Origin of the sequence: Deefgea rivuli DSM 18356 (genome assembly GCF_000620145.1) — a bacterium.
In the GTDB taxonomy this organism is placed as follows: domain Bacteria; phylum Pseudomonadota; class Gammaproteobacteria; order Burkholderiales; family Chitinibacteraceae; genus Deefgea; species Deefgea rivuli.
This window is the reverse complement of record NZ_KK211082.1, coordinates 20,027-33,154: the sequence shown is the minus strand read 5'-3', so window position 1 is coordinate 33,154 and position 13,128 is coordinate 20,027. Positions and strand designations below refer to the sequence as shown.

The 13,128-nt window shown below is 48.8% G+C and carries 11 protein-coding genes; 5 read left to right on the top strand and 6 right to left on the bottom strand.

Features of this window, described 5'->3' with window-relative positions:
- Together lipA and Q320_RS0112875 are read left to right on the top strand one after the other, a co-directional pair.
- Complete coding sequence (gene lipA / locus Q320_RS0112880; RefSeq protein ID WP_027469342.1) at positions 1 to 1,008, top strand: lipoyl synthase; 1,008 nt, start codon at positions 1 to 3, stop codon at positions 1,006 to 1,008.
- A gap of 109 nt (positions 1,009 to 1,117) precedes the next feature.
- On the top strand, positions 1,118 to 1,576 hold the full coding sequence (locus tag Q320_RS0112875) for an acyl-CoA thioesterase (protein ID WP_027469341.1): 459 nt from the start codon (positions 1,118 to 1,120) through the stop codon (positions 1,574 to 1,576).
- Between the two features lie 52 nt (positions 1,577 to 1,628).
- Here the strand turns inward: Q320_RS0112875 and Q320_RS20940 are convergent, their stop codons facing one another.
- The 3 genes from Q320_RS20940 to Q320_RS0112860 form a co-directional block, all read right to left on the bottom strand.
- Positions 1,629 to 2,528: an ankyrin repeat domain-containing protein gene (locus Q320_RS20940; protein ID WP_051534725.1), complete on the bottom strand. Its 900-nt coding sequence runs from the start codon at positions 2,526 to 2,528 to the stop codon at positions 1,629 to 1,631.
- A 298-nt stretch (positions 2,529 to 2,826) separates the two neighbouring features.
- The gene (gene groL / locus Q320_RS0112865) at positions 2,827 to 4,467 is read right to left on the bottom strand and encodes a chaperonin GroEL (protein ID WP_027469340.1); all 1,641 of its coding nucleotides are present in this window, start codon (positions 4,465 to 4,467) and stop codon (positions 2,827 to 2,829) included.
- Positions 4,468 to 4,540: 73 nt separating this feature from the next.
- Complete coding sequence (locus tag Q320_RS0112860; RefSeq protein ID WP_027469339.1) at positions 4,541 to 4,831, bottom strand: co-chaperone GroES; 291 nt, start codon at positions 4,829 to 4,831, stop codon at positions 4,541 to 4,543.
- A 743-nt stretch (positions 4,832 to 5,574) separates the two neighbouring features.
- Here Q320_RS0112860 and Q320_RS0112850 point away from each other — a divergent pair.
- Together Q320_RS0112850 and Q320_RS0112845 are read left to right on the top strand one after the other, a co-directional pair.
- Positions 5,575 to 7,110: a methyl-accepting chemotaxis protein gene (locus Q320_RS0112850; RefSeq protein WP_027469337.1), complete on the top strand. Its 1,536-nt coding sequence runs from the start codon at positions 5,575 to 5,577 to the stop codon at positions 7,108 to 7,110.
- 60 nt (positions 7,111 to 7,170) lie between these two features.
- Positions 7,171 to 7,662, top strand: a complete 492-nt coding sequence (locus tag Q320_RS0112845) for a TlpA disulfide reductase family protein (RefSeq protein WP_027469336.1) — start codon at positions 7,171 to 7,173, stop codon at positions 7,660 to 7,662.
- Between the two features lie 104 nt (positions 7,663 to 7,766).
- Here Q320_RS0112845 and Q320_RS0112840 read toward each other — a convergent pair whose 3' ends face one another.
- The 3 genes from Q320_RS0112840 to Q320_RS0112830 form a co-directional block, all read right to left on the bottom strand.
- On the bottom strand, positions 7,767 to 8,558 hold the full coding sequence (locus Q320_RS0112840) for a DUF4344 domain-containing metallopeptidase (protein WP_027469335.1): 792 nt from the start codon (positions 8,556 to 8,558) through the stop codon (positions 7,767 to 7,769).
- Between the two features lie 102 nt (positions 8,559 to 8,660).
- Positions 8,661 to 9,179, bottom strand: a complete 519-nt coding sequence (locus Q320_RS0112835; RefSeq protein ID WP_027469334.1) for a hypothetical protein — start codon at positions 9,177 to 9,179, stop codon at positions 8,661 to 8,663.
- Positions 9,180 to 9,415: 236 nt separating this feature from the next.
- A complete protein-coding gene (locus Q320_RS0112830) occupies positions 9,416 to 10,450 on the bottom strand; it encodes a threonine aldolase family protein (protein ID WP_027469333.1) in 1,035 nt (344 codons plus the stop codon).
- 66 nt (positions 10,451 to 10,516) lie between these two features.
- Here Q320_RS0112830 and Q320_RS0112825 point away from each other — a divergent pair, with 66 nt between their 5' ends.
- Positions 10,517 to 13,117, top strand: a complete 2,601-nt coding sequence (locus tag Q320_RS0112825) for a cation-translocating P-type ATPase (RefSeq protein WP_211251230.1) — start codon at positions 10,517 to 10,519, stop codon at positions 13,115 to 13,117.
- Positions 13,118 to 13,128 lie beyond the last annotated feature (11 nt).

The following is a 13,128-nucleotide window of genomic DNA, read 5'->3' as shown; positions in this document are numbered from 1 at the left end:
ATGACAGATCAAATCAAAGAAGTTGCAGCGGAAACGCTAATCGTTAAGCCCGTCACTAAGCCAGCCTCAAAAGAAATCGGTGTGAAGCTGAAAGGCGAAGCGAAAACGGCGCGTATCCCAATTAAAATCGTGCAGCTTGAAACCAAGCTAAAAAAACCAGAATGGATACGCGTGCAAGCGGCGAGCCATAACAGCCGTTTCTACGAAATCAAAGAAATTTTGCGCGAGCAAAAGCTGCATACCGTGTGCGAAGAAGCCTCTTGCCCGAATATCGGCGAATGTTTTGGCAAGGGTACTGCGACCTTCATGATTATGGGGGACATCTGTACGCGTCGTTGCCCGTTCTGTGACGTCGGCCATGGCCGCCCGAATCCGCTCGATGAAAATGAACCGCGCCATTTGGGCGAAACCATTGCTGCGCTGAAACTCAAATACGTGGTGATTACGTCAGTGGATCGTGATGATTTGCGCGACGGCGGTGCGACGCACTTTGCGGAATGCATCCAGAAAACGCGTGAATTGAGCCCTGCAACGCAAATCGAAGTGCTGGTGCCGGATTTCCGTGGCCGCATGGAGATTGCGCTGTCGATCTTTAAAGAAGCTTTGCCGGATGTGCTGAACCACAATCTGGAAACTGCGCCACGCCTGTATAAACAAGCGCGTCCGGGTTCGGATTACCAGCATTCGCTCGACTTGCTCAAAGAATTCAAACGCCTTTATCCGCACGTAAACACCAAGTCCGGCATTATGGTGGGTCTTGGCGAAACGGATGAAGAAGTGTTCCAAGTCATGGAAGACATGCGCGCGCACGACATTGATATGATCACGATTGGCCAGTATTTGCAGCCATCGAACGGCCATTTGCCAGTACTGCGCTATGTGCATCCAGACCAATTCAAAGTCTTTGAAAATCGCGCGTATGAGCTAGGCTTTAAACATGCCGCGGTGGGCGCAATGGTTAGATCGAGTTATCATGCAGATCAGCAGGCGCATAACGCTGGCGTTTGATTTTTTCTGAATTTAAAAACGGAGCCAATGGCTCCGTTTTTTTATGTGGTATTTAATTGTAGAACTTATTTAACGTGGGCTACAGTCAAATACCCTATGGAGATAATACATGCATGATTTACCCAAATATCAATTGAATATGACGGTGTTAATGACGCCGGATATGGCCAATTTTTCTGGCAAGGTACATGGTGGCGCGTTGCTTAAGCAGCTCGATCAAGTGGCTTACGCCTGTGCTAGCCGTTACGCAGGCGCGTATGCGGTGACGCTTTCAGTCGATCAAGTGACGTTTAAGCAGCCTATTTTTGTCGGCGAGTTGGTGCATTTTTTGGCCTGTGTGAATTACACCGGCCGAACGTCGATGGAGATTGGCATTCGCGTGGTGGCGGAAAATATTCGCGAGCAAACTGAGCGGCATACCAATAGTTGCTATTTCACGATGGTGGCGATGACAGCAGATGGTAAGTCGCTGGAGGTCGAACCTTTGGTGCCGCAAGATGAAGACGCGGTGATACGTTGGGTGCAGGCTGAAGCGCGGCGGGATATTCGTTTGATGCTGAAAAAATAAGCTTTCAAGCCGCAGAAATTAATCTGTGCTCAAGCGCACTTGGAATGGTTTTTTATTTACCGCTGATAAAGCGTTTTTCACTCAGCAATTTACGAATCGCTAAATTATTATGTTGCAAGCCTATGGAATAGGCGTTGTGCTGCGCTTTATTTGTGAGGTCGACATCGGCATGGTGATTAATCAGCGCCTGCGAAACGTGCACATGGCCTTGATGCAGCGCTTTGTGTAGCGCGGTTTCGCCTTCCTCATCTTGCTGATTAATTTTTGCACCCGCTTCCATCAGCGTCATTAATGCATCACGCTGGCCACGCGCAGCGGCTTGAATTAGCGGTGTTCGGCCGGTTTTACTGACGCTATTGGCATCGGCACCATGTTCCAGCAGGAGGCTAATGACTTCAGCATGGCCATTGGCAGCAGCCCAATGTAATGCGGTATAACCGCCTGAATCTTTGATTTCAGTATGTGCTTGATTGGCGAGCAATAAGCCGACACAGGGCAGTTGGCCAAATGACGAAGCCCAAATGAGCGGTGTTTTTCCATGGTTGTCGATGGTATTGATTTGCATACCGGCTTTTAAAAACAGCACTAATTTCAGTGTTTCACCGCGCTCGGCTGCGGAAAAAAAACCTTCTTTATTAAACGTAATGCCGCTTTGTTCTAGGTGTTCACGAGCTTGTTTAACATGGCCCCAGATGTCTTTTTCATCATCGGAGTAGCCAAGCTGTCTTTGCTCATAGGCTTGAATCAGGGCGAAAATTTCAGAAATGACTTCCGAGCAGAATCCTTGCCGACCACCGCGATCATCGAGAATCAAAGTGCGTAAATAGCTATCAAATTCGGTACTGCCACAAGACGCAATAATCATTTCCAGCACGCGTGGATGCAGCTCTTCTAAGCGATGCGGGTAGAGCGTTGCATCACCATTGAGTAAATTAAGGAGTTGCGAATTCACAGCGGGTCCACTCGTTCAGATTTATTATTTACGGCCTCAAGCGGCGATGTAAAGCTTACAGGATGGGGGTGGAGCAGGCAATTGAATTTACCTTGTATACCTTAGGCAAAAGCAATTTATTGATTTGATATAAAAAAACGCCACCGAATCGGTGGCGTTTTTTTTTGCGGGAAAGCCGATGTTTTGGCTTGGTCTATTCCAGTGATGAATCAAAGATGACGCGAAGGCGAACCGCAGGCAGTGCTCTAGCACGGCAAGGTGATGCCGACAAAGTCAGGTTTGAATTTCATCATTGGAATTACATACCCATGCCGCCCATACCACCCATGCCGCCCATATCTGGCATGCTAGGGCCGTCGTCTTTTGGCAGGTCAGCGATCATGCAATCGGTGGTCAACAACAAGCCCGCAACCGAAGCGGCGTGTTGCAATGCAGAGCGCGTAACTTTAGCTGGATCGAGAACACCCATTTCAACCATATCGCCGTATTCGCCAGTGGCCGCGTTGTAACCAAAGTTGCCTTTGCCTTCCAATACTTTAGCCACAACAACACTTGGCTCGTCGCCTGCATTTTGTACGATTTGACGCAATGGCGCTTCGATTGCACGCAATACGATTTTGATACCCGCGTCTTGATCAGCGTTAGCGCCTTTCAATTCAGTGATCGTCGAGCGAGCGCGGAGCAATGCAACGCCACCACCCGCAACGATACCTTCTTCAACCGCTGCGCGAGTTGCATGTAATGCATCTTCAACGCGGGCTTTTTTCTCTTTCATTTCAACTTCAGTTGCTGCGCCGACTTTGATGACCGCAACGCCGCCAGCCAATTTGGCTACGCGCTCTTGCAGTTTTTCTTTGTCGTAGTCACTGGTTGAAGCTTCAACTTGTTGGCGAATCGTTGCTACGCGCGCTTTGATTGCGTCTTCTTGACCTGCGCCGTCGATGATGATGGTGTTTTCTTTACCCACTTCAATGCGTTTAGCTTGGCCGAGCATCGACAATTCAGCTTTTTCCAGCGTCAAGCCCACTTCTTCAGCGATCACAGTACCGCCAGTCAAGATCGCGATGTCTTCGAGCATGGCTTTACGACGGTCACCAAAGCCTGGGGCTTTAACGGCTACAGTTTTCAAGATGCCACGGATGTTGTTCACAACCAAAGTTGCCAGCGCTTCGCCATCAACGTCTTCTGCGACGATCAACAATGGACGGCCAGCTTTTGCTACGCCTTCCAATACCGGTAGCAAGTCACGGATATTGCTGATTTTTTTGTCGAACAACAATACGAATGGATTGTCGAGCAGCGCGATTTGTTTTTCTGGGTTGTTGATGAAGTACGGGCTCAAGTAGCCACGGTCGAACTGCATACCTTCAACGACATCCAATTCATCTTCCAAGCCAGTGCCGTCTTCAACGGTGATCACGCCTTCTTTACCGACTTTTTCCATCGCAGCAGCGATTTTTTCGCCGATGATTTCGTCTGAGTTAGCCGAAATTGAGCCAACTTGCGCGATTTCTTTGCTAGTCGTACAAGGTTTAGAGATGTTTTTCAGCTCAGCCACCAAAGTAATCACAGCTTTGTCGATACCGCGTTTCAAATCCATTGGGTTCATGCCAGCAGCAACGTATTTCATGCCTTCTTGCACGATGGCTTGTGCCAATACAGTCGCAGTTGTGGTGCCGTCACCCGCGATGTCAGAAGTTTTTGATGCCACTTCTTTCACCATTTGCGCGCCCATGTTTTCGAATTTGTCTTTCAATTCGATTTCTTTGGCAACAGAAACACCGTCTTTGGTGATCGTTGGTGCGCCGTACGAACGCTCAAGTACCACATTGCGACCTTTAGGGCCGAGGGTTACTTTTACTGCGTTTGCCAAAACATTCACACCAGCAACCATTTTTGCGCGGGCGCTATCGCCGAAGATTACTTCTTTTGCAGCCATTTTTTAAATCTCCAAATTCATGAAATTAAATGATGTAGGGTGGGATGAACCCACCGTCAATGCACGGGGAAGCTTAAGCCTCAACCACGCCCATGATGTCTTCTTCGCGCATAACGAGTAATTCGTTACCGTCTAGTTTCACAGTTTGGCCGCTGTACTTGCCGAAAATCACTTTATCGCCAACTTTCAAGGCCAAAGCGCGAACTTCGCCGCTGTCGAGTAATTTGCCCGTACCCACTGCAACCACTTCACCCATATCTGGTTTTTCTGCCGCGCTACCTGCAAGCAAGATGCCAGATGCAGTTTTTTCTTCAGCTTCTACGCGTTTGATAACAACACGGTCGTGTAATGGACGAATTTTCATGGGTGTAAAACTCCTGAGGATTGAACAGTCGTTAAATAGTTAAGCAAAAATTTTCTTGCATCGTTGCCTTGCCTTGTCGTACTCAATGTACTGCCTAGGCTTGGCTGCCTTGCCATAAAATTTTTGCACTGGCACTTCAAATTTAAATTATTTCGCTAGCGAGTGAGTTCGGACTATGAACTGATTTAGCACTCGACTGGCTTGAGTGCTAAATAGTAGGGGCGAGAGTGCTTTTTTTCAAGTGGAGTTCAATATTATTTTCTTAAGTGAAGAGGGTGTTTTTTTTATAAAAATAGAGGGTATTGCCGCCTGTGTATTATCTATCAATAGCTACAAAGATATACCAATATTTTATGGCTTTAGCAGTCGATCTGTAGCGAAGTGAGCTTGATTTACTTTTCTGCGCTGAAGTTCACTTGGTTTTGCGCAGTTGCTGGACATTTATTAGATGTACGTCCGATTGGCGCTGATTTTTGTAAGTTCATGCGTTTTTATGGATGCATGCACTACACTGCGAATGAGTCAGTTTTTGAATTGAAAATGGGTGGGGTGAAGCGATGGAACATGCTCTGAAACACACGCCACAGCAGGTGCTGGCGCCTAAACCTATTTCAAAATGGGGCCTGTTTGCTGCGGTTTTTTGCTGGTTTATTTATTGCCTTGTCGCGACGACTTATTTACTGACCCAAGCAACGCCCGAAGCGAGTTTTTGTTTTAGCAATGTCAGCACAGGAGCGAAATAAATGTTAACTAAACCTGCCCAAGCCACGATTACGATTCAAAGTCATTTGATGAGCTTGCGCTCGGATGTCGATCGAATGATGCAACCTTTGCTGGCGGTGTTATGGCTGGCCTCTCTCTTGCTCGCGACTTGGTACGATACATGGTGGGCGGCCTTGCTGATTGGTTTGCCAGCGGCATTGGGGCCATTTTTGATTTATCGCTTCTTTCCTGCTGGGCATTTGTTGGTGCGGCTCTCTGTGGCCGCTTCATTGATGTTTTTTTCGGCGCTCTTTATTCATCAAAGTCGCGGCATGCTGGAAATGCATTTTGCGATTTTTTGTTTTCTGGCTTTTTTAATTTATTACCGCGATTGGCAGCCGATTTTGCTGGCTGCGGTACTGATTGCCGTTCACCATATTCTGTTTTTTTATTTACAGCGCAATCAAGTTGGCATTTGGGCTTATCCCAGTGTGAAAGAGTTTTGGGTGGTGATCGTGCACGCCTTGTTTGTCGTGATGGAAACCATGGTGTTGATTTTTATTGCGATCAAAATGCGCCAAGAGGCTGTTGAATCGGCGGGGATTTTGGTGTTATCCAGCACGATGGCGCAAGGTGATTTGGCGACGCAAATTCAAATGGACGGTAAAACCACGCCGATTTTTGAATCTGTGGTGGATATGCAAACGCGCTTTCGCCGTTTGATGCGTAAATTGCAAGAAGACACCGAGAAAATTCATCAGCATTTAGAAGATCTTAATGGCCTGACACTTCAGGTCTCGCGGCAATCCTCGACGCAAACCAATGCGGCGAATCAAATCGCCGATGAGGTTCGTTCCTTGCAAACGCGTTTTGGCTCAGTGAGCGACAACACTGCCGAAGGCGCGCGTTTATCCAGTGAATCAGCTACGGAGGCGGCCAATAGCGCGATATTGATGCAGCGCACTGTGAATGATTTGCAGCACACTGCCGCGACCATCGGTCGCACAGCGAATGATTTGGAAACACTGGGGCAACGCAGCGATAAAATCAAAGACATCGTACAAGTGATTGGTGACATTGCGGCGCAGACTAATTTACTAGCGCTCAATGCGGCGATTGAAGCCGCGCGTGCGGGCGAGCAGGGACGTGGTTTTGCCGTGGTGGCCGATGAGGTGAGAAAACTCGCGGAGCGAACAGCCGCATCGACATTGGAAATCAATCAGATGATTGCCTTAATTACCGAAAGCAAAGAAAAAGCACTGCTGAGCATGAATGAATTAGTCATTGGCATGGGCGAGAATGTGACCTTGGCGAGCCAAACCGGCACGGTGATTGCTAAAATTGCGGATTATTCAGGTCGGGTGGCGACGACGGTGGGGGAAATTTCTCAGTCCATTCGTGCTCAGGCGCAATCGACAGATGCGATTAGTCAGCAAGTGGATGAAGTTTCTGCTGGGGCTTCGATGAATGATGAGTTGATCCAAAAATCAACTGAATATGCATTAGAGATTAAATTGGTGGTGCAAGATCTAAAAGATGAAATGTTGATGTTTAATGTGACCAAATTGAAAGCCTGATGCAGCTGCATCCTCGGATTGGGTATGTTATCGTAGCGAAAATTTTGAGGGGCATCAGTAATGCAAGTAGGAATAAAAATCGCCTTGGCTGCGGTGGTCGCAGTCGGCGTAGCGGCTTGGTTGTATGTCAGTCAAGCAGCGCCCATGCCGACCGCGCAAGCGATGACCACGCTGGCGGGTAAAAACATCAAAATTGATGATTTCAAAGGCAAAGTGGTGTTGGTCAATTTTTGGGCAACCAGCTGTTCGGGTTGTATGGCTGAAATGCCGGGCCTGGTCAAAGCACAGAACGCGCTGGGTAAGGATAAATTGGCGACGATTGCCGTGGCAATGAGCTACGACAATCCAGAATATATTCAGAATTATTTAGCCAAAGTGCCATTGCCGTTTGAAGTGGTGCACGACCAAAGTGGTGAAATCGCCAAAGCCTTCGGCGAAGTACAGCTGACGCCAACATCCTATATTTTGGGTAAAGATGGCCGCTTGATGAAGAAAATCGTTGGCGAATTGAGTGAGGCGGAGTTGGTGCAATTGGTCAATAATGCTTCGTAATCATTTTTAGAATCACGACTTGAGAACCATAAAAAAGCCTCGACTTCTTCGCTAGAAGTCGAGGCTTTTTTCTTATAGTTAACGATATTACACTGTTGATCGTATTATTTTTTTGGCTTTAAGACGTAAGGACCAATTAAACGGTGGACTCCATCTTGTAGTTGAGTCCATTCGCGAGGGCAGTAGTCAGCACGTCCTTGTGGCAATAACTCCTGTTTAACCAGAAATTCGGCCTGTTCAGGGTATTTTGCGTAGGTGTAGCACAGCATATTAAAGTAGCGTTGTTCAGATAACGGATGGATATCGGAAAATGCGCCGAAATCATACTGTGTTGCTTCGCCAAACTTCTCATTTCTACGCATGAAGTAAAACTTTGCGCCTTGCAAAACTTTTTTGACTTCTGCGATATTTTTTTGCTCTAGTGAATAGTGAAATGCCACTGCATCTGCGGCTATTTCTTCGTTGCCAATCAGTGGAATTTTAAAAATATCAAAGATGGCATGACTTAGTTCATGCCGGAATAGAAAAATAGCCGCGTTTTTTTTGATATCGTTGCGATAGTTTTGGTCGTGATGGCCTAGTTGTGCTTCAACTTTTTCTACTAAATCTTTAAAAATTTCGTAGCACATGATGACGCGAGCTTCACCAGGTACATACATTGCATTTATTTCATCGCACTGCTTGGTTTCGAGTGTGATTGGCGTTGGCCACTTTAATAGTTCGGCGGTTTTTGCTGCTGATTCGAGTGCTTTATGTGATTTTAAAAACTCATAGTAGGGTTTTAAGTTTTCATCTACAGGTGGCGTATAAGTGACAATCACTTGCGGTGCAGCGAAAGCGACATTTAATGTTGCAGAAAATAATGCTGTTGAAACAAAATGAACGATATTTCGCATTTTCCACTCCCAATAGAATAAGGGTGGCACTTGGCCACCCTTTACTTTAAATGAGTATGCTGCAACTAGAGTTTGTCATTTTCGCAGCATTTTTCAATTTTATTATTTCGTTGGTGCAACTGCTTTATCGTCGCCGCCTTCACCTTTCATTGGTTTAGCTGCTTTCGCTGTGCCGCCTTCGCCTTTCATTGGTTTAGCCGCTTTAGCAGTGCCGCCTTCGCCTTTCATGGGTGCAGTAGCTTTGTCGTTGCCGCCTTCGCCTTTCATTGGTTTAGTAGCTTTGTCGTTACCGCCTTCACCTTTCATTGGGGCAGTCGCTTTGTCGTTGCCGCCTTCACCTTTCATGGGTGCAGTAGCTTTGTCGTTGCCACCTTCGCCGTGCATTGGTTTAGCTGCTTTAGCAGTGCCGCCTTCGCCTTTCATTGGTTTAGCTGCTTTTGCGGTACCGCCTTCACCTTTCATTGGTTTAGCTGCTTTGTCATTGCCGCCTTCGCCTTTCATTGGTGCAGTAGCTTTGTCGTTACCACCTTCGCCTTTCATTGGCGCGCTGGCCGTTGCAGCGATTGCCGTTACGCTAGCTAGAGATAAGATGGCTGCTGCAAGAATTGAACGTTTTTTCATAAAATAAACCCCTTAGATGCATAAATAGAAATCGCTGTTTACTATAAGCGAATTATTGAGTAACGCAAAAAAACAATATGCTTTTGTATCAATTACATCAGAGCAAGTTATTAAGAAGCGTTGAGTGAAGGTTAATGTAAATTATTTTCTGAAACCGTGAACAAATACGTATTGCAGCGATGTAAAACTACACATATTTTATGCTTTTAGCATGGCTTTGACCTTAGTGTTTTGTGTTACTGCTGTGCTATCTCAGTTTGAATTGTTCGCGCAATATGGGCGATATCGGAAGCCTTAATTTGCCAATGCGTCAGCAATCGCATCCAGCCATGTTCGGGTGGATTGGCTTTGATACCGGCGTTGTGCAGTGCGTGCATCAGGGCATCGACGTCGATGTCGCGTGTAAAACGTAGCCACACCATATTAATTTGTACTGAATCTAGATCGATTTCAATGCCATCAATGCAGGCGAGCTGACGGGCGAGTTCTTGTGCATTCTGGTGATCTTCAAGCAAACGCTGCGGCATGTCGTTCAGCGCAAGCAGTCCGGGTGCGGCTAAAACGCCGACTTGGCGCAGAGCACCGCCGAGCAGTTTGCGTTTTTTGCGCGCTTTGGCAATAAACGCTTCGCTGCCTGCCAACATCGAGCCAATCGGCGCTGCTAAGCCTTTGCTCAGGCAAAACATCACCGTATCGCAATATTGCGTGATTTCGCGCACGTCGACATTCAAATGCGTGGCGGCGTTAAATACGCGCGCGCCGTCTAAATGAACCGGTATGTTTTCAGCTTGTGCCACTTGCCAAATGGCTTGCATCGTCGCCAGCGGAATCACGCGGCCATTCGAATGCGCGTTTTCGATGCAAATCAAACCGGTTTTGGGCTCATGGATATCAATGCCGTGGCGGATCTTACTGTGGATTTTTGCTGCATCCAGCGCGCCGTTATTGCTTTCTAGCGTACGCAATTGCACACCGCTAATCACCGCCGCCGCGCCCACTTCGTGGCACACAATATGGCAGTCGTCGCCCAAAATCACTTCATCACCGGCTTGGCAATTCGTAAAAATCGCCAATTGATTGCCCAGCGTGCCGCTCGGTACAAATAGTGCAGCGGCTTTGCCAAGTTTCGCCGCAGCTTGTTGTTCCAGCTCAATCACCGTTGGATCGTCGCCATAGCAATCATCACCAACGATGGCATTGGCCATTGCTGCGCGCATCGCGTGTGTGGGCTGGGTAACGGTGTCGCTGCGTAGGTCGAGTATGCTGTCCATGATGGCTCCTTTATGGGTTTTTGCAGTCTAAACTAAATGCAGCATTTCAGCCTATGGAGGCCGATTGTGAAGATTTGGCATGAAATGAGTTCCGATGAAGTCTTGGCGCACTGGCAGTCACATCCTGAAGAAGGTTTGAGTCATGCCGTGGCGCAATCAAGGCTGCTTGAATATGGCAAAAATCAACTGCCTGCTGCTGCGGTGGTGCCGCTGTGGCGGCGAGTTTGGGATCAACTCTCGCAACCCTTAGTGCTGGTGCTAATTTTGGCGGGTGCAGTCACCTTGGTCTTGGGTGAATGGGTGGATAGCTCGGTGATTTTTGGCGTTGTCGTCATTAATGCTGCGGTGGGTTTGATTCAAGAAGGCCGTGCTGAGCAAGCGCTGCTGGCCTTGGCCGAACATCTGGGGCAAGACATTCATACCGTGCGTTCGGGGCAGGCGCTGCGGCTGGCTGTAGCAGAACTTGTTCCAGGCGACGTGGTGCATTTGGCGGCCGGGGACAAAGTTCCCGCTGATGTGCGGCTATTACAGGTAAATGAGCTGGCCGCACACGAGGCGATGCTAACGGGGGAATCCTTGCCCGTTGATAAGCATATTGCGGTACTCGATGCCGCCACGCAATTGGCTGAGCGCGGCAATATGGTGTTTGGCGGCACGATGGTCTTGCGGGGGCACGCTAAAGGCGTCGTCGTCGCGACGGGTTTGAATACCGAAACCGGAAAAATTGCGGCCAGTTTGCTGCGAACCGATGCCATGATCACGCCGCTGACGCGGCAAATTGCCCAATTTGCCAACCAACTCTTATGGATCATCATGGCGCTGGCGGTGCTGACCTTTGTGGTGGGTATGGCGCGTGGCGAAAGTGCGTATGAAATGTTTATGGCCGCCGTGGCCTTGGCGATTGGCGCGATTCCCGAGGGCTTGCCTGCCGCAGTGACGATCACGCTGGCGATTGGCGTAGCGAGAATGGCCAAGCAAAGCGCGATTATTCGGCATTTACCGGCCGTCGAAACTTTGGGCGGCACTACGGTGATTTGCTCGGATAAAACCGGCACCTTGACTGAAAACCGCATGACAGTCACCGCTTTGTACCTAGAGCAAGATATTATTAATCTGAGGTATAGCGATGTAGGCATTGATAATAAAGATCTGCATCAAGATACATCGGTCGAGAAATTAATTGAAGCTGCAGTGCTGTGTAATGATGCGACTGTTCTGGCTGATGGCGCATTGAGCGGCGATCCCACCGAAACCGCGCTACTGCTGTTGGCGCAGCAATTGGGTATGGATGTGGAACAAGTTCGCCAGCAAGCGCCAAGGCGAGATGCTTTGCCGTTTGCCGCCGAGCGAAAAAGCATGCAAACGCTACATGAAGCAACAGAGGGCGGCGTCGCGCAGCATTACATTAAAGGCGCGCCAGAAGTGATTTTGCCCTTGTGCGCAATGGGAGATGAAGTCGCCAGTAAAGTCAGCGAGATGGCAGCGCTGGGATTGCGCGTACTGGCGTTTGCCGCCAAAGACAATGACGCTGAAAAGCTGGATCCGGAGCTGGATTTAAGCGCGAATGCAGCAGGGCCTTGGCGCTTTTTAGGCTTGATGGGCATGATTGATCCGCCGCGCCCAGAAGTGAAAGCGGCCATTGAACAATGCCAAGCCGCTGGCATCCGCATCAAAATGATTACCGGCGATCATCCGGTGACAGCAGTGGCGATTGCGGCGCAATTGGGTTTGATGCAAGCCGATGATGCCGTGCTCACTGGGCAAGAATTAGCCAAAAATAGCCCCGAGCAATTGCAAGACATTGTGCGCAATGTCGCGGTATTTGCACGCGTAGCGCCTGAGCAAAAGCTGGAATTGGTGCGTGCTTTGCAGGCCAATGGCGAAATCGTTGCGATGACCGGCGATGGCGTGAACGATGCGCCCGCGCTCAAAGCGGCAGAGATTGGCATCGCGATGGGGCAGGGCGGCACGGAAGTTGCTAAAGAAGCTGCGGCTATGGTGCTGACGGATAATAATTTTGCCACTTTGGTCGCCGCCGTGCGGCAAGGCCGTGGCGTGTACGCCAATTTGCAGAAGTTTATTACCTGGACTTTGCCGACCAATATTGGCGAAGGCTGCGTGATTTTGGTGGCGATTTTAAGCGGCACGCTGCTGCCGGTGACGCCGCTGCAAATCTTGTGGATCAATATGAGTACGGCGCTGCTGTTAGGGATGATGCTGGCATTTGAGCCGGTTGAGCCCACCGTGATGCAGCAGCCACCGCGCGATCCTGCTAGCCCCTTGCTCGGCAAAACGCTGGTGATTCGGATGCTGATGGTCGGATTCTTATTTTTACTCTTGGTGTTTGGACTATTTCACTGGGCGCTGGCGCAGCAAGTGCCTTTAATTGAAGCCCGAACGATTGCCGTGAATGCTTTTGTCGTTGCGCAAATTGCCTATCTATTTACTTGTCGCTCTTTAACGGGGGCTTGCTGGACTTTGGGCTGGTGGAGTAACCCGTGGGTGTGGTTTGGCAGCGCGATGATGCTGGTGCTGCAATGCTTATTTACTTACTGGTCGCCCATGAATCGCTTATTCGCTTCGAGTCCGATCCCGGCAAGTTACTGGCTGTGGATCGTCTTGGGGGCGCTGCTGACTGCGGCGATTGTTGAGTTGGAAAAATGCTAACTACAGCCGCA

Excerpts from the sequence above, each read along its gene's own strand:
- Q320_RS0112835 (WP_027469334.1), bottom strand. The coding sequence starts at position 9,179 with ATGAAAAAACGTTCAATTCTTGCAGCAGCCATCTTATCTCTAGCTAGC.
- Q320_RS0112845 (WP_027469336.1), top strand. The coding sequence starts at position 7,171 with ATGCAAGTAGGAATAAAAATCGCCTTGGCTGCGGTGGTCGCAGTCGGC.
- Q320_RS0112875 (WP_027469341.1), top strand. The coding sequence starts at position 1,118 with ATGCATGATTTACCCAAATATCAATTGAATATGACGGTGTTAATGACG.
- lipA (WP_027469342.1), top strand. The coding sequence starts at position 1 with ATGACAGATCAAATCAAAGAAGTTGCAGCGGAAACGCTAATCGTTAAG.
- groL (WP_027469340.1), bottom strand. The coding sequence starts at position 4,467 with ATGGCTGCAAAAGAAGTAATCTTCGGCGATAGCGCCCGCGCAAAAATG.
- Q320_RS0112830 (WP_027469333.1), bottom strand. The coding sequence starts at position 10,450 with ATGGACAGCATACTCGACCTACGCAGCGACACCGTTACCCAGCCCACA.
- Q320_RS0112860 (WP_027469339.1), bottom strand. The coding sequence starts at position 4,831 with ATGAAAATTCGTCCATTACACGACCGTGTTGTTATCAAACGCGTAGAA.
- Q320_RS0112850 (WP_027469337.1), top strand. The coding sequence starts at position 5,575 with ATGTTAACTAAACCTGCCCAAGCCACGATTACGATTCAAAGTCATTTG.
- Q320_RS0112840 (WP_027469335.1), bottom strand. The coding sequence starts at position 8,558 with ATGCGAAATATCGTTCATTTTGTTTCAACAGCATTATTTTCTGCAACA.